The 19,740-nt window shown below is 67.8% G+C and carries 18 protein-coding genes; 9 read left to right on the plus strand and 9 right to left on the minus strand.

All coding sequences use genetic code 11. The annotated features are described in order from the left end of the window. The 3 genes from ACPYOG_RS09915 to ACPYOG_RS09925 form a co-directional block, all read right to left on the minus strand. A partial coding sequence (locus ACPYOG_RS09915) for an alpha-hydroxy acid oxidase (RefSeq protein ID WP_481294061.1) occupies positions 1-730 on the minus strand: 730 nt, incomplete at its 3' end. After that, positions 727-1,476, minus strand: a complete 750-nt coding sequence (locus ACPYOG_RS09920; protein ID WP_481294062.1) for an SDR family NAD(P)-dependent oxidoreductase — start codon at positions 1,474-1,476, stop codon at positions 727-729. The genes ACPYOG_RS09920 and ACPYOG_RS09915, both read right to left, overlap by 4 nt. Continuing rightward, on the minus strand, positions 1,473-2,312 hold the full coding sequence (locus ACPYOG_RS09925) for a fumarylacetoacetate hydrolase family protein (RefSeq protein ID WP_481294063.1): 840 nt from the start codon (positions 2,310-2,312) through the stop codon (positions 1,473-1,475). Before ACPYOG_RS09925 ends, ACPYOG_RS09920 begins: the two co-directional genes overlap by 4 nt. A gap of 172 nt (positions 2,313-2,484) precedes the next feature. On the opposite strand from ACPYOG_RS09925, the gene ACPYOG_RS09930 reads away from it, so the two are divergent. Together ACPYOG_RS09930 and ACPYOG_RS09935 are read left to right on the plus strand one after the other, a co-directional pair. Then, positions 2,485-4,023: an alpha-L-fucosidase gene (locus ACPYOG_RS09930; protein WP_481294064.1), complete on the plus strand. Its 1,539-nt coding sequence runs from the start codon at positions 2,485-2,487 to the stop codon at positions 4,021-4,023. Further along, on the plus strand, positions 4,020-5,063 hold the full coding sequence (locus ACPYOG_RS09935; RefSeq protein WP_481294065.1) for a Gfo/Idh/MocA family protein: 1,044 nt from the start codon (positions 4,020-4,022) through the stop codon (positions 5,061-5,063). The genes ACPYOG_RS09930 and ACPYOG_RS09935 overlap by 4 nt, the downstream gene beginning before the upstream one ends. Here ACPYOG_RS09935 and ACPYOG_RS09940 read toward each other — a convergent pair. From ACPYOG_RS09940 to ACPYOG_RS09965, 6 genes are all read right to left on the minus strand, one after another. Next, positions 4,958-7,492 (minus strand): glycoside hydrolase family 2 TIM barrel-domain containing protein, encoded by a 2,535-nt coding sequence (locus ACPYOG_RS09940; protein ID WP_481294066.1) that lies wholly within the window; start codon positions 7,490-7,492, stop codon positions 4,958-4,960. The two genes, ACPYOG_RS09935 and ACPYOG_RS09940, sit on opposite strands and share 106 nt — an antisense overlap. A gap of 10 nt (positions 7,493-7,502) precedes the next feature. Then, positions 7,503-8,492, minus strand: a complete 990-nt coding sequence (locus ACPYOG_RS09945) for a LacI family DNA-binding transcriptional regulator (protein ID WP_481294067.1) — start codon at positions 8,490-8,492, stop codon at positions 7,503-7,505. A gap of 25 nt (positions 8,493-8,517) precedes the next feature. Then, positions 8,518-10,845 carry a glycosyl hydrolase family 95 catalytic domain-containing protein gene (locus ACPYOG_RS09950; protein WP_481294068.1) on the minus strand — a complete coding sequence of 776 codons (2,328 nt, stop codon included), beginning with the start codon at positions 10,843-10,845 and terminating at the stop codon, positions 8,518-8,520. Positions 10,846-11,034: 189 nt separating this feature from the next. After that, positions 11,035-11,745 (minus strand): class I SAM-dependent methyltransferase, encoded by a 711-nt coding sequence (locus tag ACPYOG_RS09955; RefSeq protein ID WP_481294069.1) that lies wholly within the window; start codon positions 11,743-11,745, stop codon positions 11,035-11,037. After that, the gene (locus ACPYOG_RS09960) at positions 11,742-12,209 is read right to left on the minus strand and encodes an SRPBCC family protein (protein ID WP_481294070.1); all 468 of its coding nucleotides are present in this window, start codon (positions 12,207-12,209) and stop codon (positions 11,742-11,744) included. The genes ACPYOG_RS09955 and ACPYOG_RS09960 overlap by 4 nt, the downstream gene beginning before the upstream one ends. After that, a complete protein-coding gene (locus ACPYOG_RS09965) occupies positions 12,206-12,955 on the minus strand; it encodes a CDP-alcohol phosphatidyltransferase family protein (RefSeq protein ID WP_481294071.1) in 750 nt (249 codons plus the stop codon). The genes ACPYOG_RS09960 and ACPYOG_RS09965 overlap by 4 nt, the downstream gene beginning before the upstream one ends. 58 nt (positions 12,956-13,013) lie before the next feature. On the opposite strand from ACPYOG_RS09965, the gene ACPYOG_RS09970 reads away from it, so the two are divergent. The 7 genes from ACPYOG_RS09970 to ACPYOG_RS10000 are packed head-to-tail and all read left to right on the plus strand — an operon-like array spanning position 13,014 to position 19,702. Then, on the plus strand, positions 13,014-14,015 hold the full coding sequence (locus tag ACPYOG_RS09970) for a zinc-dependent alcohol dehydrogenase (protein WP_481294072.1): 1,002 nt from the start codon (positions 13,014-13,016) through the stop codon (positions 14,013-14,015). Next, complete coding sequence (locus tag ACPYOG_RS09975) at positions 14,012-14,410, plus strand: 6-pyruvoyl trahydropterin synthase family protein (protein ID WP_481294073.1); 399 nt, start codon at positions 14,012-14,014, stop codon at positions 14,408-14,410. Before ACPYOG_RS09970 ends, ACPYOG_RS09975 begins: the two co-directional genes overlap by 4 nt. Then, positions 14,383-15,489: a glycosyltransferase family 4 protein gene (locus ACPYOG_RS09980; protein ID WP_481294074.1), complete on the plus strand. Its 1,107-nt coding sequence runs from the start codon at positions 14,383-14,385 to the stop codon at positions 15,487-15,489. Before ACPYOG_RS09975 ends, ACPYOG_RS09980 begins: the two co-directional genes overlap by 28 nt. After that, positions 15,486-16,304 (plus strand): SAM-dependent methyltransferase, encoded by an 819-nt coding sequence (locus ACPYOG_RS09985; protein ID WP_481294075.1) that lies wholly within the window; start codon positions 15,486-15,488, stop codon positions 16,302-16,304. Before ACPYOG_RS09980 ends, ACPYOG_RS09985 begins: the two co-directional genes overlap by 4 nt. After that, entirely contained in the window at positions 16,301-17,383 is a 1,083-nt protein-coding gene (locus ACPYOG_RS09990; protein WP_481294076.1) for a lysylphosphatidylglycerol synthase transmembrane domain-containing protein, read from the plus strand. Before ACPYOG_RS09985 ends, ACPYOG_RS09990 begins: the two co-directional genes overlap by 4 nt. Then, positions 17,283-18,011 (plus strand): RibD family protein, encoded by a 729-nt coding sequence (locus tag ACPYOG_RS09995; protein WP_481294086.1) that lies wholly within the window; start codon positions 17,283-17,285, stop codon positions 18,009-18,011. The genes ACPYOG_RS09990 and ACPYOG_RS09995 overlap by 101 nt, the downstream gene beginning before the upstream one ends. Next, entirely contained in the window at positions 18,008-19,702 is a 1,695-nt protein-coding gene (locus ACPYOG_RS10000; protein ID WP_481294077.1) for an LTA synthase family protein, read from the plus strand. The genes ACPYOG_RS09995 and ACPYOG_RS10000 overlap by 4 nt, the downstream gene beginning before the upstream one ends. The last annotated feature ends 38 nt before the right edge of the window (positions 19,703-19,740 follow it).

Raw genomic sequence — 19,740 nt, forward strand, 5'->3', positions numbered from 1 at the left:
ACAGGGAGGCGAACTCCAGCTTCGGGGTGGTCAGGAAGTCATACCACCACCACGGCCGCGGGATCGCGTTCAGGATCGTGCCCACAGTCAGCTGCGGCGGGATGGAGAACCCGTTGCGCTTATCCCGCAACCGCGCCCCCGCCACCGGGGTGTCCACGGTGAAGAACAGGGTGTCGAACCCCGCCGCCGCGGCCCGCTCCACCAGACCGTAGGAGATCTCCCGCTGCCGCATCACATACAACTGGAACCAATTCCGGCCCTCCGGGTTGACCGCCTTCACCTCCTCGATCGAGGTGGTCCCCAACGTCGACAGGGTGAACGGGATCCCTGCAGCACCCGCCGCACCGGCACCGGCGGTCTCGCCCTCGGTCTGCATCAGGCGGGTGAACCCGGTCGGGGCGATCCCGAACGGCAACGCCGACCGGCCACCCCAGATCTCACACGACGTATCCACTGTGGACACATCCCGCAGCACCGACGGGTGGAACTCCACATCCTGGAACGCCTGCCGCGCCCGCGCCAACGACAGCTCTCCCTCGGCCGCCCCCTCGGTGTAATCGAACGCCGCCCGAGGCGTCCGACGGCGAGCGATCCGGGCCAGATCCTCGATCGTCAACGCCGACTCCAGCCGACGCTTCTTCAGATCCAGCTCCGGCCTCTTGAACTGCATCAACTCCAACAGTTCAGCCGGCTTCGGAAATTGACGGGTGACTCTGCCGTGCCCGGTCATCCTTCCCGCCCGGCTCTCGGACGTGGGCGAAGGCTGGCCATCCCGCCGTCGACGGCGACGCTGGCGCCGGTGACGGAGCCGGCCCGCGGGTCGACCAGGAACGACACGACCGCAGCGATCTCCTCGGGCCGCACCAGGCGTCCATGCGGCTGGCGGCCCTCGAGCGCAGCGCGCTCCGCCACCGGGTCGGCTGCTGAGTCGAGCAGGCGCTGGACCCACGGAGTGTCGGCCGTTCCCGGGTTCACGCTGTTGACGCGGATACCGTCGGGCAGGTGGTCGGCTGCCATCTGCAGCGTCAGGGACGCGATGGCTCCCTTGGTCGCACCGTACAGAGCGCGCTGTGGCAGTCCGGTCGTTGCCACGATGGAGCTGATGTTCACCACCGCGGCCGAGTCGGATGCTCGCAGCCACGGCAACGCCGCCCGGGTCACGCGAACCGCGCCGAGCACGTTGACGTCGAACACGCGGTGCCACTCCTCGTCGCTGTTGTCCTCGATAGTGCCCTGGGCGCCGATGCCCGCATTGTTCACCACGACGTCGATCCCGCCGGCGAGCTCGGCCGCCTGGGACACGGCCTCGCGCACCGCGGCGTCATTCGCGATGTCGACCGCCAGGGAGTCCGCCTCGTTCAGCGCAGTGCGGTCGAAGACGAAGACCCGCAGGCCGTCTTCGCGGAGCCGGGAGGTGATGGCGGCGCCGATGCCGGACGCTCCGCCGGTGACGACGGCGACGCGCTGTCGGCTCACAGGAACACCTGCCGCTGCGTGCCGAGACCGTCGATCGCAAGTTCGACGACATCCCTGCTCTTCACATACGGGAAGCGGCCGGAGAGCGCGACCCCGGCCGGGGTGCCCGTGAGGATGAGGTCGCCTGGCTCGAGCACCATGAACTGCGACAGGTGCCAGACGATGTAGGGCACGTCGAAGATCATGTCGGCTGTCGTCGAGTCCTGTCGCGGTTCGCCGTTCACCCAACTGCGGAGGCGCAGGTCCGAGATGTCCACCTCGTCCGGCGTGACCAGCCAGGGCCCGATCGGCGAGAAACCGGGAGCCGACTTGCCCTTGCCCCACTGCCCGCCGGAGATCTCGAGCTGCCACTCGCGCTCGGAGAGGTCGTTGGCCAACACGTAGCCGGCGACGTATGACAGCGCGTCGGCCGGGCCGTCGATGTAGCTCGCGCGCGACTTGATCACGACGCCGAGCTCCACTTCCCAGTCGGTCTTCCGGCTGCCGCGCGGGATGGCGACGTCGTCGTTCGGCCCAGCGATGGTGTTGGGCGTCTTGTGGAAGATCACCACGTTCTTGGGCGGTTCCGCCCCCGACTCGGCGGCGTGGGCGGCGTAGTTCATGCCCACGCAGATGATCGCCGATGGGCGGGCGATCGGCGCGCCGATGCGTGCCCCGTCGGCGTCGACCCGGGTCAGTTCGCCGGCGTCCGCGGCCGCAGCGATGCGGGCGTGCGTTTCGTCACGGAAGAAGTCGCCGGCGATATCCTCCGTGATGGGCGAGATGTCGTAGTAGGCGTCGCCCTCGACCAGGACCGGCACCTCCCGTCCGGGTTCACCGAGTCGCGCGAAACGCATCCTTGCTCCAAACATCCGAGTTCTCGGGCCGAAAGCCGCCCTAGCCTCCCGATAATAGCATTCGACTGCGCAAGAGGTCGGATGTTTGCACCCGGTCGCGATTCCTGTATCGTCACACCAACGAGCGTGATCGTCCGTGTGGGCGACCGTCGCACATCGAGAAGGATCCACAATGACGTTGCCCCCGATCAACCCGAGCGATCTCCCCGACCCGGTGGATGTCTCCGACAACACGGCCGCCCTGGCCGGCGTGGAGCAGGTCATCGAGGCGGGGCCGTACGACGCGACGTGGGAGTCGCTTCAGGGCTATCGGGCACCCCTCTGGTACCGGGACGGCAAGTTCGGGATCTTCCTGCACTGGGGCGTGTTCTCGGTCCCCGCGTTCGAAGACGAGTGGTACTCCCGCAACATGTACCTGGAGGGGACGAAGCCCTTCGAGCATCACCTTGCCACCTACGGACCGCAGAGCACCTTCGGGTACAAGGACTTCATCCCGAGCTTCACGATGGACACGTTCCAGCCCGAGGACTGGGCCGCCCTGTTCAAGGAGGCCGGCGCGCAGTTCGTGGTGCCGGTGGCCGAGCATCATGACGGTTTCGCGCTGTACGACACCGATCGTTCGCGGTGGAGCGTGACGCACCTGGGCCCGCGGCAGGACGTCTTCCGCCAGCTCGGCGACGCAGTGGATCGCGCCTGGATGGTTCTCGGCGCCTCCAGTCACCGCGCCGAGCACTGGTTCTTCATGAACGGCGGCAGCCGGTTCGACTCCGACGTCCGCGATCCCGCCTACGCGGACTTCTACGGGCCGGCCCAGCGCGAGGAGATCGCGCCGAATGAGCGCTTCCTCGAGGACTGGCTGCTGAGGTGCGTCGAGATCGTCGACAAGTACCGTCCGCAGATCTTCTATTTCGACTGGTGGATCGAGTCCGTTGCGTTCGAGCCCTATCTACGGCGCTTCGCTGCGTACTACTACAACCGCGCTGCCGAGTGGGGTCGCGAGGTCGTCATCAACTTCAAGTGGAACTCGTTCGCGCCCGGGAGCGCCGTCTATGACATCGAACGCGGCGCCATGGGCGGCATCCGCGACGACATCTGGCAGAACGACACGTCCGTGTCGCGGACCTCGTGGAGCTGGGTCGAGGGACACGACTACAAGCGCGCGCACGAGCTGATCGCGGAGCTGGCCGACACCGTCTCGAAGAACGGCGTGCTCCTGCTGAACGTCGGGCCGAAGCCCGACGGCACCATCGCAGAAGAGGAACGTCAGCTCCTCACCGGCATCGGGGAGTGGCTCGCCCGCAACGGGGAAGCCATCTACGGCAGTCGGCCGTGGATCATTCCCGCGGAGGGCCCGACGGAGGTGTCGGCCGGCTCGTTCGTCGACAGCTCCTCGCCCGGATACACCAGCGCCGACGTCCGCTTCACGACACGGACCCACGTCACCGGCGACTACGTTTACGCGACATTGCTCGCGCAACCGGAGGACGGAATAGCCCGGATCCGATCGTTCGGAACCGGGTCCGGCCTCCTCACTCGGGCGATCCGGGAGATTCGCGTCCTCGGTTCCTCCGAAGACGTCGCTTGGGAGCGATCCGCCGAGTCGCTGGATGTGACCCTGCCGGCGCAGTCGCCGACGGCAGCGGGCCCTGTCGTGCGACTCTTCCTCGAAGACGACGCCCAGCAACGCCGTCACGACTACTTCCACGGATGAGGTGGGCGACCATCGACGACCCCAACCAGGTGATCCGGATCATTCAGGTCGGTGCCGGCGGCATGGGGAAAGCATGGCTCCGGGCCCTCCGGGACGCGCCCGAAGTCGAACTGGTCGGCCTGGTCGACCTCGATCTGGCGGGCGCGAAGGCGGCCGCACGCGAAGCCGGCTTCCCGGATGTGCCCTGCGCGCGCAGCATCACCGAGTTGTTCGAGTCGACCGCTCCCGACGCGGTCCTCAATGTGACCGTGCCGGCCGCGCACTACTCGGTGGATCGAGAGGCCATGCTTCTGGGGCTGCCCGTTCTCTCGGAGAAGCCGGCCGCCCCGACGGTTGCGGAGGCCCGCTCGCTCGCCGAGATCTCGGAGGCGACGGAACAGCTGCTGATGATCAGTCAGTCACGCCGGTACTACCGAACGCTCGCTGCCTACAAGGCCGCACTGACGCGCCTCGGGCATATCGGCATCCTCACTCACCAGTTCTTCAGAGCCCCTCACTTCGGCGGCTTCAGGGAGGAAATGGCTTCACCGCTTCTGGTCGACATGTCCATCCACGCCTTCGACGTCGCGCGCTATCTTCTGGACGAGGACCCGATCTCGGTCTATGCGGACTCCTTCAACCCTTCGTGGAGTTGGTTCAGCGGCGATGCCGCAGCCGCGGTCATTTTCGAGTTCGCCTCTGGAACCCGCTTCATCTATCAGGGCAGCTGGGTCAGTCAATCACTCGAAACGTCGTGGAACGGCGAATGGCGAGCGTCAGGCGAGCAGGGGACGGCTCTGTGGGATGGCGAGAACATCCCCTCGCTCTCGATCGCCGGGGAAGTGGTCGATCTCGGAGAGACCAGCGTCGATGGCGAGCTGCGCGAGGAGATCGCTGGGTCGCTGAGCGAATTCGTCGGCGCCCTCAGGAGCGGTGTCGAACCGTCGGGTGAGATTCATCGCAACATCCCATCGCTCGCCATGGTGGAGGCGGCAGTGCTGTCTGCCAGCAGGGGCGAGCGCGTCGCGATGGCAGAGGTACTCGACGCTGCGGGTCGGTAGACGCGGATCTCCGCGACAGACGCCGGTCGCTCCGGGAACCGGATCCGCACGGCTGAGACCTTCCTCGGCTCGAACTCCGCGCTGATCGAGAGGGCGCCGCCCTCGGCGTCGTCGACATGGACGGGATGGAACGTCCGCGAGTCGACCGTCGTCTCGAGGACCCACGGATCGGTGGGCGTCTCCGCGAACCCGACATCGATCCGTCCGACGTCGTACGGGAACTCCAGGTCGGCCATGATCCACTCACCCGGCCGTTGTGTTCCCGGTCGCCATGCCGATCCGCTGCCCGCCGAGGTGACGTGACTGCCCTCGCACCCGGGCGCCGCACTGCTAGTGGCTACCGGCCGGTAGGCCGCGAGCGACGTCTCTCCGGCAGCGCGGGGTGGTTCGGTCACGTACGGGGCCGGCGTCATCAGCCGCCGGGGCCGGCCTCCCTCGACAGGATCGCCCATCGCCACGATCGTGACCTCGGCGGGAGCCAGTCCGTCTCCACTGACGACGATCCGGTTGGTTCCCGGCTCGTAGGAACGGAACTCGATGGCTGCGGTGCCGTCGATCACACTGTCGTCGTCCGGCGAAAGCGTGATGCTGCGACCGGACGGGAAGAGCCCAGCTCCATCGACGACGGTGAAGGTGATCTCACGTTGGTCGTCGACGTGTCTGCCGTCGCTGTCCTGGAGCGTGGCGGTCAGCTTGGTGTCCCCGGTGCCGTCGGTCGGGATGGTCCCCTCGTCGGCGTGAACGACGACGCTCACCGCGGTGCCGGGCTCGGGGAAATCCGGTCGCGGGATGCCGCGGAGCTTCTCCCGGTACCAGTAGTAAGGGCGACGCGGAACGCGGAAGTAGTTGACGATGCCGCCCAGGCCCGCGCCGTCAGCGACGGTCTTGTAATGGAACGCGCACCAGAGGATCTTCCCCGACCGCCACCGGAGATCCTCTTCGACGCCGTATTCCCACTGGACCTCGAAGTCGCCGGCACCGAGGCCGCCGGCTCCGTGGTACTCGCTCACGATGTTGGGGATGCCGGGATCCTGGAACAGTGCTGCGCCGTCGCCGTTGTAGCCTGCGACGTCACCGAGGGTGTCGAATCCCTTCCGCTGCGCGCCGCCGACGGCCGCCGGTCGCGACGGATCGAGCTCGTGGGCCAGCTCGACGAGTTCGACCGTGAGCGCCTTGGCCTTCTCGATGACGTGGTCGTCGCTGAAGAAGGCCTCGTTGCCGATACTCCACGTGACGATGCTGGGGTGGTTCCGCTGTGTTCGGACCATCTCGCGGAGGGCTCGGCGCAGGCTCTCTTCGAAGGCAGCCTCGTGCTCCTCGTGGACCGGGTAGGCGCTCGCGAACCAGTAGCCCTCGACGTTCTCCCCGCCGATGCCCCAGAAGTGGAGTTCCGACCAGTACAGGAGCCCCTGGCGGTCGCATTCGGCGGTGAAGAACGGATGGTGCGGGTAGTGCGATCCTCGGATGATGTTCATCCCGAGGTCTTTGATCATGGCGACGTCCCGGCGCATGCCGGCGCGTGTGACGGCGTCTCCCCATCCACCGTGGTTCTGATGGACGTTCGCTCCGTGGAGGTCGAGCCTTTCGCCGTTGAGGAAGAACCCATCGTGGGGCGTGAACTCGAACCAGCGGACGCCGAAGTCGACGGAGTCGCGATCCGTTGCCGCTCCGTCGATCGAGACGGATACCTCGAGCCGATACAGGTCCGGGTGATTCGGGTGCCACAGCCGGGGCCGGCCGAGAACGCCGGACAGCTGCGCCGTCCGTGTCCGGCCGGAGGGAATCGTCGGACCGTCGCCGGTCAGGAGCAGCACCTCCTCACCGTCGAACGTCACGACACCCTCCACGGAGACGGTGACCTCGGTATCGGTGTCGTTCACCACATCGACGGTGGCCGTCACCGTAGCCGCCTCGGCGTCGGCCGCGGGTGTGGTCACTCCGATGCCGTACCAGTCGAGTCGAACCGTGGGTGCCACGAGCAGGCTCACATCGCGGTAGATGCCTCCGGTGAAGCTGTAATCGCCGGCGCGGGGAGCCAATCCGGGGTTCCAGAGGTTGTCCACGCGCACAAAGACCTCGTTGGCACCGGCCCGGACGGCCGAGGTGACGTCGACGATGAAGGGTGTGTATCCGCCTTCGTGGCGACCGGCCCGGACGCCGTTGACGAACACATCGGCGACCTGGAACACCCCCAGGAACTCGAGTGCGATCCACGAGCCGATCCACTCCTCGCGCACCTCGACACGTCGCCGGTAGCATCCGTACCCGGTGTAGAACCGCTGCTCGCGAAAGTCGGGCAGGTCGAATGAATGCGGCAACCCGACATCGAACCAACCCGGATCGGTGGGGTCGGTCTCCGCGCCGGCCTGCTGGCCGAACGCGAAGGTCCACCCGTTGTTGAGCAGTTCCCGGTGGCGGATCATGTCCATCTGAAACCCTTCATGCCGAATCGCGCCAGAGGATGCGGGGCTCGAGGCGGATGTTGATCGGTTCGCGGGGCGCGAAGTCATCCGCGGCGATGGTCTCGGCGATCTCCAGGGCGTTCGTTGCGAGCGCCTGCCGATCAAGGGCGATGGACGTGAGTTGCGGGTTCACGGCTTCACCCAGCGTGAGACCGTCGATTCCCATGATGCGGACCCGGCCGGGTACGTCGAACCCCCGGGCCTGGGCTGTTTGAACCGCGCCCAACGCCATGAGGTCGTTGAACATGATGACCGCATCCGTGTCGGGGTGCGACTCCATCAGGCGGAGGAACGCAGCACCTCCGCCGGAGATGGTCTCGTCCCCGACGACGACGGAACTCAGCCGCGAGCCGACAGATTTCTCGAAGTACGTCCGCCGCGGCGATGGTTCGTACGCGTGCCCTCCACGCCGTGTGTAAGCGGAGTCGACCATGCCGAATCTCCGCGCGCCTCGCGCTGCGAGCTCATCGACGGCGGTCCGGATGCCGGCTTCGATGTCGATCTGGACGGCATGCACCCCGCGAATGTGCGCCTTGTCTTCGAGCTTGATGACCGGGGTGTTGTTGCTCTCTGCGATCAGAGCTTCGTCGTCACCGCCGAAGTGCCCCACGATGACGTCGACCTGTCGAGAGAGAAGGTCGAGAACCGTCGGCCGATCGGCGTCTCCCGGCGCCATGATCAGTTGCCACCCGCGGTCCATCGCGCCAGCGATCATGTCGCCGGCGATGTCCGTGAAATGAGGGTTCACGAACGACGCGACGACAAGCCCCACAGCATGCGTCTTGTTGCGATCGACGAGATTCCGGGCGAACCGGCTCGGCCGGTAGCCGAGGCGCTGACTGGCTTGAAGCACACGCTCTCGAGTGGCTTCGCTGATGTCTCCCATTCCGTTGATGGCGCGTGTCACCGTCTGCCGGGACACGCCGGCCTCCGCTGCCACGTCGAGGATGGTTATCCGCTTCGCCATCAGTGCCCCCTACTCGCCCTGCGTGTCATGGCGTGGGTGTGACCGTCCATTGTTCGCCGCGACGACCATCCCACTGCCAGCGGGCTCGCCCAGGCGCGGCCGGGGTGACGGGTGAAAGCGCTACGGCGTCGCCGGCCGCGTCGGTGACGACGAGGCCGAGCGATTCGTCGACGTCGACGACGAGATCGCCGACGTAATGGCCCGCGATCTCGGCCCGCACGAGCTGACCGCCGGCCCAGGCGATGCTCACCGTCAGGCCTCCCCGTACCCTCAGCCCCGAAACCGTGCCTGCCGACCATTCGTCCGGCAGCGTGGGAAGGAGTGAGATCGCGCCGTCGTGGCTTTGGACGATGAGTTCCGCGATCCCGGCGATCGCGCCGAGGTTGCCATCGATCTGGAAGATCATCTCGCCGGGCCAGTCGCCGTGCGGGTGCAGATCCAGAAGCGAGGCCGAACTCAGCTCGTGCACGAGGACACGAAGCGAGTCGGAAGCCAGACCCGCATCCCGCAGACGAGCAGCAAGACAGAGGACCCACGCTTGGCTCCACCCGGTATGTCCGCTGCCGTTCTCGAGGCGGTGCTTCAACGCAGCGCGAACAGCCTCGACGTCGAGGGGAGTCCTGGTCTCGGTTATCCGGACGCCCGGGAACATCCCGTAGAGGTGCGATAGATGCCGATGACCCAGCTCTGTCGGGGCCAGTTCCGGGAGCCATTCACAGAGCCGGCCATCGCTGTCGGTGGACGGAAGCCTCAACTGCGGGAGCGCGCGCGAAACCTCGTGCGTGAGTTCGTCGGAGTACCCGAGCGCATCAGCGCACCAGAGCAGCCGGGAAAAGACCTCCCACGCCAGTTCCTGATCCATCGAGGCTCCGAGCGTGACCGCTCCGGTGGTCCCGGCCGAGTCGATGAATCGGTGCTCCGGCGAGGTCGAGGGCGCCACGACCAGCCCGCCGTCGCCCGCGTCGACCAGCTGGTCGAGGAAGAACTCGGACACCGCCCGCAGCGCAGGCAACGCCGTGTCGCGGGCGAACTCTTCGGACCAGGCGAAGTCGAGATGCGTTCCGCAATGCGTCACGAGCCACGCCAGCCCCGACGACCAGTTCGCCCATTGCGGGTCCCCGTCGACGGGTTGCGCGAATCGCCACAGGTCCGTGTTGTGGTGGACGGTGGACCCGCGGGAGCCGTAGAACATCCGTGCGGTTTCGGCTCCGGCATCCACGAGGTCACGGGTGAGATCGAAGAGCGGCGCGTGGAGTTCGCTCAGCGCGGCGACTTCCGCACCCCAGTAGTTCATCTGGGTATTGATGTTGACCGTGTAGTTCGAACTCCAGCCGGGGCGGACATCGATGTTCCAGATGCCCTGAAGGTGGGCCGCTTGCGTGCCCGGTCGTGAGCTCGAGATCAGAAGATAGCGGCCGAAGTTGAAGTACCTCTCTGCGTCGATCGCCGCTGCCGACCCGGACGGTGACAGGTCCAACGAGACGCGACCGAACCACTCGCTGTAGTCGGCGATGTGACGCTGCCGCAGTTCGTCTGTCGACGATCGGCGCGCCGATTCGATTCGAGAGCGTGCAGCTTCGATGAGCGCGCCCGGCTCGGCTGTCGGGCGTTCCGCCCATCCAGAGAAGCCGCTCTCCGCTGTTGCGATGAGGCGAGCGCCACCACGGGCAGGTTCCACCAGCGCGACAACGGTCCAGCCGATTCCTGCGTCCGCCTTCCCCTCCGCGTCGGGCGTCTCGCCGGAATACGTGACGGATTCGTCGGAGTCGACGTAGTTGGGAAGCACCCTGGCCGGTGCCCGGCCGCTGGCGATGAGCCACTGTGCACCGTCGTGCTCGAAGGTCGACACTTCGATTCCGTCGTGCGGGGACGCGAAATCCAGTTCGAAGCGTGCGGCACCGGTCGTCTCAGCGACGAGGACGCCGTCTGGGTGGGACACGAACGCCGCCATCGTCGCGTCCGAGGTCTCAACGGTCGTCACGGCTGTCCGGAGGTCCAGGCGACGCGAATAGCCGGTCGCCGCATCGGATGACCAGCACCAGGAGAGACCACCGAGCGGCTGGAACGACTGTGTCCAGGCGGAGCTCTGCAGCGTGCGGGCGAGCGTGTCGGCTCGATCGTGATCACGCTCCAGGACCGCTTCACGAAGCTCTCGAACGATCGAGGGATCGGGACCGGCCGCGTCGCTGAGCGGCCCGCCCGACCACACCGAATCCAGGTTGAGGTCGAACGTTTCAGTGCCGACATTGCCGTACGCCGTGGCGCCGAGCCAACCGTTTCCGAGCAGGAACGCCTCATGGAAGTACCTCGCGGGCTGGTCCAGGATCAGCTCTGAACCGCTTGCGTCAGCCATGCCCACACATGCCTCCGATACGTCGTCGTGAACCTTCACGGTAGCCAACCTGCGCGACGTTTTCAATTCTTGCCGTTGGCGTGATTCGAAGGAGATCGGGTGCCAAATCTCCTTCGAATGGCAGTACTGAAGGAGATTCGAACGTGATCCGTTCGAATCTCCTCCTGACTCGGGGGCCGATGACCCCTTTCACCCGTCGGGGTCAGGGGACCGCTCCTGCGGAGTCACGTCTCTGCGGCCCGAGCCGGCGGCGAGGAACGCCGTCCCGAAGCACAGCTCGGACCAGGAGGAATCGGCCAGGCTTTCCTCCATGGCGGCGCGGATCGACTCCCAGGGACGGCGCGCGATCCACTCGTCGAGGGAGGCTGAGGTCCGTACCGCGGCGATTGCGAGCTGCGACAGCCAGCGAGGCGTGCGGTCGGGGATCTTCAGATCCAGCACGACCCAGCGACCGGCAGCGGCGAGGGCGTCTGCCCCGTGGGCGATGACCCGTCCGCACTCGGGCACCTGCGTCAGAGCGTAGGTCGAGAGGATCGCGTCCACCGTGCCGGGGAAGACGAACTCGGCGGCATCGGCCTGCACGAGGCTGACGTTGTTCCAGCCGTTCGCCGTGACGCGATACTCGGCGCGGGCGAGCATCGCGTCGGTCAGATCGACGCCGACGATCCGGCCTCCGGGGCCGATCGCCTCCTCGATCAGCGGGAAGTTCAGGCCTGTGCCGCACGCGATGTCGACCACTCTGTCGCCCGCGCGGAGGCCGAGTTCCTTCACCGCACGGGACCGCTGCGCCCGTTGGGGGTAGCCGGGCACCGGGTAGAGCCGGGAGATGACGTCGTAATGCCCGGCCTTCTTGCGGTACGTCTCGATCAGGCGCTCGCGGTCTCGGTCGGTTCCGCTCACGATGACCCCGCGTCCTCCCGCAGATCGCGCTCGACCGCGCCCTTGATCCCCGCCATCTCGATGTCGCTCACGCGCTGCACCTGGCGTTCGAGGACGCGGGCGGGAATGGCACGCATGACGTTGGCGAGGTCGACCTCGACCCACATCATCGCGTCGGTGCACCCGTCGCCTGCAGACTCGAATTCCATCCCCCAGCGCGCAATCGAGGTTCCCATCGTGCCGGCGAAGGCCATGGAGTGCGGCGGGTCGACGGCGGTCACGCGCTCACGTCGGCGGTGATTCCACCCCAGGTCTCTCGCTCGCTGCTCCAGCCAGCCGCCGGCCTGCAGCGGTCCGCCGCCGCGAACCCGGCATTCGAGCACCGTCGGTGCCCACTCCGCCCAGCGTCCCACGTCACACAGATAGGCCCACACGTCATCGACACTCCCGGCGACGGTGATGCGGCTCTCGGTTCTGACTGTCATTCGACGTTCTCTGCCTTCGCTTCCACCAGCGGCGGCGCGGCCGCCACGTCACGTCGCCTCTGGACCAGCCAGACGACATCCCTTCCGAACGACTCGATGAGCATTACGAGGGCGGCCGCCACGAACACGATGCCGACCGAGCCGAGGATTCCGGACGCCGCTGCTGCCAGCGCGATCCCGGCGACGGCTGTCACCACCTTGCGCCAGTAGCGGGGCGGGAGCCGCCGGCGGAACCAGGGCAGCGTCCATCCGACGACCACGAACGCGTAACGCATCGAACCGATGGCGAGAACCCACACCCCCGCGCTGTGCGCGACGTACACGCTCAGCGCGAGCAGGAGGAACGCATCCACCTCCATATCGAAGCGGGCGCCCAGTTCGGTCGTCGTTCCCGTGCGCCTGGCGACCCAGCCGTCGACCGCGTCGAGTGCCAGCGCGGGGATGACGAGCGCGACGAGGAGGACCACCGCGATCGCCGTCGTGAAGGACGCGACGACCAGTCCGGTGATCAGACCGACGAGCGTCGAACGCGTCATGGTGATGATGTTGGCCGGCCCGAGACGCGCCGAACGTCGATGCCGCAGCCCGCGAACCAACAGCACGTTCGAGATGAGCAGGTATGCGAGGGTTGCCAGCCATCCGGCCGACAGCGGTGGGACGGTCTGCCAGTGCACCGCGAGCACGATCACCGCGAACGCCGAGCCGGCGAACGCCCATCCGGCCGCTTCGAGTTGAACTCTTCCCATGCGCTTCTCGTGTCTCTTGTTAGGGCACTACTTTCATTAACACGCCACAGGCGCACCGATGGTTCAGAGAGGGGCGGATGTGCTCGAGGCTATTGCGTTCTGGACCGAGGAGCCCGGCGTCGGCGTTCTCCGGTCCCAGCCCCTTCGACCGCCCGGCGACGGCGACGTCCTCGTCAGGACCCTGCATACCGGCGTGAGCCGCGGCACCGAGACGTCGGTGTTCGGCGGCCACGTGCCCGCGAGCGAGCGCGTACGGATGCGAGCCCCGTTTCAGGAGGGCGACTTCCCCGGCCCGGTGAAGTACGGCTACCTGAACGTCGGGGTGGTCGAGCAGGGGCCCGCGACGCTCCGCGGGCGCACCGTCTTCACGCTCTTCCCCCACCAGTCGGCGTTCGTCGTCCCAGCAGAGGCCGTGGTCCCCGTCCCGGACGGAGTGCCGGCCCGGCGGGCCGTGCTCGCCGGGGCGGTCGAGACCGCCGTCAACGTGTTATGGGATGCCGCGCCGCTCCTCGGAGACAGGGTCACGATCGTCGGGGCGGGGATGATCGGATGCTGCGTCGCACGGCTGGCCCGCGGGATCCCCGGACTCGACGTCGTACTCGTCGATATCGACCCGTCACGGCAAGCCGTTGCCGACCGGCTCGGGGTGACGTTCGCGGAGCCGGACGCGGCGCCCGACCACCGCGACGTGGTCATCAACACGAGCGGGTCGGATGCCGGGCTGCAGCTCGCGCTCGAAACCGTCGTCACGGACGGCGAGGTCGTCGAGGCCAGCTGGTACGCCGACCGTCCGGCGACGCTGCTGCTCGGCGCGGACTTCCATTCCCGGCGTCTCAGCATCCGGTCGAGCCAAGTGGGCGCGGTCTCCAGCCGCCGGCGCGGTAACCGGACCACCTCGGATCGCCTGGCGTTGGCCCTCCGACTGCTGGACGATGCCGCGTTCGATGTTCTGCTCACAGCCGAATCCTCGTGGCGCGAGCTGCCTGCGGTCATGGCGGAGCTGTCCGCCGGGGCGGGCGCCGGCCTCTGCCGCACAATCGATTGGGGGGATGCGTCATGACCTTCTCGGTGACGGTGCGAGACCACATGATGATCGCGCACAGCTTCACGGGCGAGACCTTCGGCCCAGCGCAGCGACTGCACGGCGCGACCTTCATCGTCGATGCGACGTTCGGCGCGGACGACCTCGATGCCGATGGCGTGGTCGTCGATATCGGGCGGGCGACAGCCGAGCTCTCGGAGATCACGGCGGCTCTCTCCTACCGCAACCTCGACGACGAGCCCGAATTCGCCGGCATGAATACGACGACGGAAGTGTTGTGCCGGGCGATCGCCGACCGCCTCGCCGACCGTTTCGGTGCGGGATCCCCCAGCGGGAGCCGGCACCTGACGTCGATCACAGTCACCCTTCACGAATCCCACATCGCGTGGGCGAGCTATTCGAGGTCGCTGTGAACGCGCGGCCGGAGGTGAGCGCCTTCTTCCTGGTCCCCGACTCCATCGACGATGCCGAGCGCGTCAGCGGCGGCAACGTGTACGACCAGCGGATTCGCGACGGACTGCGCGCGGAGGGCTGGGATGCGCGGATGATCCTCGTCGCGGAGAATGAGCCGCGGCAGACCGCAGACGCCCTTTCGCAGCTGCCCGACGGGACGCTGCTGCTGGTCGACGGCCTGCTCGCGACGCACCATCCGGATGCGCTCGCGGCCGAGGGCGCGCGCCTGCGACTGGTCGTCCTCGCACACATGATCGCGGCCGACCTCACGGACTCCGAGCGCAGAGCATACGGAGCCGCGCGTCGCATCATCGCGACGAGCAACTGGACCCGCGGCGAACTGATCGCGCAGGGCGTCGCGGATCCCGCCAGGATCACCGTCGCCCACCCGGGAACCGATCCGGCGACGGCGACGACGGCCTCCTCGTCCGGGGACCGTCTTCTCTGCGTGGGCACGGTCGCGCCGCACAAGGGCCAGGATCTGCTCGTGAGGACCCTGGCCGACTGCTCCGACGTTCCCGGTTGGACGTGCACGATCGTCGGATCGCTCCAGGGAGCACCTGACTTCGTCACCGCGCTGAGGGACGCGATCGAATCGGCGGGACTCGCCGATCGGATCGAGTTCACGGGTGTCCTCACCGGGCGACCCCTCGAGGATGCCTACGGCCGCGCTGATCTCGTGATCGCGCTGTCACGCAGCGAGAGCTACGGGATGGTGGTCGCCGAGGCGCTGGCGCGGGGCATCCCCGTCCTCACGAGCGGAGTCGGAGGCATTCCCGAGGCGGTAGCCCTGGACGCCGCGGCCATGATCGTGCCCCTGGACGATCCGTGGGCTCTGGACGTCGTGCTGCACCGGTGGTGGGCAAGCCCTGCGCTACGGCAGGAACGAAAGGCGGCGGCGCTGAAGGCGCGCGACGCGGCCCGGCCGTGGAGCACTACCACGGCGATCGTCGCATCCACTCTCGCGGAGGCCGCGATCGCACCCGCAGTGGGCGCGTTCCGCGGGGGCGTGCGTGCCGAGGCGGTGCCGAGACGATGAGCGAGATCATCGAGGTCGGCAGCCAGTGGCTTGCATTGCGCGAGGCGGAGGATTCTCGAGCGCGTTCCCACAAGCTCGCTCGGTCGGTTCTCCCCCTCCTTCCCGACGGGCCGATCACCGTGCACGACCTCGGCAGCGGCACCGGCTCCATGATGCGCTGGCTGGCGCCGCTCCTGCCCGGCCCGCAGACCTGGATCCTGCACGACTGGAATGCGAATCTCACCGAGCGAGCGCACGACGGCGAGCTTCCCCGCGATCTCTTCGAAGCGCCCATCTCCATACGCTCGCGTGTCGGTGAGCTCGCTCGGCTCCAGGGCTCGGACCTGGAGGGCGCCTCGCTCGTGACGGCGTCGGCGCTTCTGGATGTGCTGACTGCTCGCGAGGCGCACGCCATCGTGGACGCGTGCATCGAGGTCGGCGCTGCGGCTCTGTTCTCCCTCAGCGTGACCGGCGAAGTCGAACTGCGACCCTGGGACGCACGTGACAAACTCTTCGAAGAGGCGTTCAACGGTCACCAGCGGCGGGAGGTGCACGGGCGCCGGCTTCTCGGCCGCTACGGCGGCCCCATCGTCCGCGGGCTGTTCGGCCAAGCTTTGTGGAACGTGCGCACGGCACGAACGAGCTGGCGTCTCGACGACCGCGAGCCCCAGCTGCTCGCTGATTGGTTCGACGGATGGGTCGATGCCGCCGAGGAGTACCGCCCGGAGCTGCGCGAAGAGTGCGCAGGCTACCGAGAGCTCCGCAGGGGTCAACTCGATCGCGGCCAGCTCTCCGCCGTCGTCCATCACCTCGATCTGCTGGTGTGGCCGCGATGACGTCCCGTGTCACGAGAGCCGGCGCACGCGTCCGCGCCGTCATTCGTTCGCGATCGTTCCGCCTCACCGCGCGCATCGTCGTAGCCGGGGGCGTGCTCGTCGCGATCGCAACGCGCGTCGGCGCCCGGCCGTTCCTCCATGGCCTTCTGAGCCTGGACGCACCCGCGATCGGCGCTGCGATCGTCCTCTACGCGGCCGCGACCACCGCGGCCGCGTGGCGTTGGCGAATCATCGCGGCACGCCTCGGCCTCGGACTGCGCTGGTCGGTGGCTATGCGCATGTATTACCGATCCCAGTTCCTCAACTCTGTGCTCCCGGGCGGGGTGGTCGGCGATGTGCACCGGGCGGCCGTTCACGGCCGGGACACGGAAAGCGTCGGCGCGGCCACGCGCGCCGTCGTCCTGGAACGCACGGTCGGGCAAGCGGTGCAGTTCGCGCTCGCCGTGGTGATCGTTGCGTCGTCGGGCGCGGAGTTCGGCGGGTTCCTGCCCCCGGCGATCGGTATCGGACTAGCCGTCCTCGCCGCGCTCGCGGTGTGCGCGCTCGCAGCAGGATGGGCGAGCGCGCGGGTCAGGCGCGCCCTGCGGCACGAAGCGGCCGAGCTTCGTGCCGGCCTCGGTTCCCCGGCGGTGTCCGCGCAGGTCGTCGCCGCTTCCGTGGTGGTCGTCGGTTGTCATGTGGCGATTTTCGCGATCGCCACGAGGTCTGTCGGTGCGCGCGTTCCGCCGATGCAGCTGCTGACCCTGGCGTTCGTCGTGCTGCTCGCCGCATCCATCCCCGTGAACATCGGCGGGTGGGGACCTCGCGAGGGTGTGGCCGGCTGGGCGTTCGCCATGGCGGGTCTCGGGGCATCCACCGGTGTCTCCGCCGCCACCCTCTACGGCGTTCTCGCAATGATCGCGGCCGTGCTCGGCGCAGCCGTGGCGAGGCTCGCCCACCTCATCTCCGGGAGGAATCACCGTGACCGACAAGCCCCATGTGACACTGAGCTGCGCCATCTCCCTCGACGGATACCTCGACTCGGCAGACCCTCCGAGGCTCGCCCTGTCGAACCCGGCGGACTTCGACCGGGTGGATGAGACCCGCGCACGCAGCGACGCCATCCTGGTCGGTGCGCGGACAGTGCGACGTGACAACCCGCGCCTCATCGTGCACAGTCCCGAGAGGCAGGACCGGCGCGCTGCCTCGGGCCTGACGCCCTCGCCCTGGAAGGTGACCGTGACGGCCACCGGCGACTTGGATCCGCAGGCCGCGTTCTTCACGGAAGGCGACACGACCAAGCTCGTGTACTGCCCCCGATCGGAGGCACCGCGCATCCGCGGGCGACTCGGCGGCGCGGCGACCGTCGTGGCGTTGGGCGATGTCGTCACCATGGCCGATCTGCTCTGCGACTTGGCGGATCGGGGCGTACGGCGCCTCATGGTCGAGGGGGGCGGGACCCTGCTCACGCAGTTCCTCGCTGCGGACCTCGTCGACGAACTCGACCTGGCGGTCGCGCCGTTCTTCGTCGGGGATCGACGCGCGCCCCGGTTCGTCGCCGACGCCGTCTTCCCGTGGACCAGCGACCGGCGCGCGACTCTTGCAGAGGTACGGTCCATCGGCGACGTCGTGCTGATGCGTTATGCGTTGTCCGATCGGTTCGCGGCGGAGCCCGACGGACCGCCGGTGGACGACGCACAGCGGGCCGGCGGGGTGGACAGGTCGTGAACCGCTCGCGCGCGCGGTCGCCCCGGACCGGCAGCCGCACAGTCAGAGCGACCGTTGCGACGGTCCTCTCGGCTCTGACGCTGTTCGTCATCGCGGTGACCCCGGGCATGGTCGCATCGGGAACGGCGCTCGCTCTCGTGCGGCTTCCCCTCGACGCCGTCGTGGCGCTCGTCGTGCTGGCGTTCCTGCCGTGGCGGCGGGTTCGCCGCATCGTCGCGAGCCTCGTCGCCGTCCTCTTCGTGCTTGCGGCGATCAGCGCGGCACTCGACCGGGCGTTCACGGCCACCGTCGGGCAACCCTTCGATGTGGTGAGCGGATGGCCCGAATTGATGGATGGCTACGGCGTGGTCCGCGACGCCGCCGGACCGTTCGGGGCGCTCGGCATCCTGGGGCTGCTCATCGTCGTGTCGGCCGGGGCCGTCGTCGCGGTCACCGCGGCCCTGCTTCACCTCGCCGAAGGTGTCCGGCGCGGCCGGAAGGCGAGCCTGCTCGGGGCCTCCACCGCGATCGCGGGGTGGCTCGTCATCGCGCTCGTCGGCGTGCAGCTCGTGCCGGGCGAGCCGCTGGCGGCATCGGATTCCGTCACGACCGCCGCGGCGAAGCTCGATCAGGTGGAGGTGGCCGCCCGCGATCAGGCGGCCTTCGAAGGCGCGGCCGCTTCGGACGCCTATGCGCATCTGCCCGCATCCGACCTTCTCACCGGATTGAAGGGCAAAGACGTCATCGTGGCGTTCATCGAAAGCTACGGACAGGTGGCCGTGCAGAACACCTCGTTCTCCTCCGGGGTGGATGCCGTGCTGCGACGCGGAGACGCGCAGCTGGCGGCGCACGGCTACTCGGAGCGCAGCGCATTCCTCACGTCGTCGACGTTCGGCGGCATCAGCTGGCTGGCACACTCGACACTGCAATCCGGGCTGTGGGTCGACTCGCAGCAGAGGTACGAGGAGCTGACTTCGAGTGACCGGTTCACGCTCAGCGACGCCTTCGGAAAGGCCGGCTGGCAGACTCTGAGCGACGTCCCGTCCGACACGGGACCGTGGCCGGTCGGAAGCTCGTTCTATCACTTCGGCAGCCAACTGAACGCGAAGAACGTCGGCTACCGCGGCCCCGCCTTCAGCTACGCGCGGATCCCCGACCAATACACCTGGTCCTACTTCCAGCAGCACGAACTGTCGAAGCCGCACCAACCGCTGATGGCCGAGATCGACTTGGTGTCGTCGCACACTCCGTGGACGCCGCTGCCGCAGCAGGTGCCGTGGACTGCCGTCGGCGACGGCTCGATCTACGACACGCAGCCCGCGCAGGGGCTCCCGCCGAGCGTCGTCTGGCAGGACGCGCGCCACGTGCAGCAGCTCTACGCCCAGTCGATCGAATACACGATGAGCACCCTGTTCTCGTTCCTCACCACATTCGATGACCCGAACCTCGTGCTCATCGTGCTCGGCGACCACCAGCCAGCCGCGGTGGTCAGCGGGACGGCCGCGAACTACGACGTGCCGATCAGCATCATCGCCAAGGACCCGGCCGTCATCGACAGCATCAGCTCGTGGAAGTGGCAGCCGGGCATGCTTCCGTCGCCGACGGCGCCGGTCTGGCGGATGGATGCGTTCCGCAACCGGTTCCTGGACGCGTACGGCCGGTCACCATCCTTGAATCGAACCATTTGCGCGTCCAGTTCGTGTTCTCCATAGAGCCCCGCTCCGCAGAGCCACCAACAGAAAAGCAGGTA

The sequence above is a fragment of the Leifsonia sp. HAY1-4F genome, assembly GCF_056755275.1.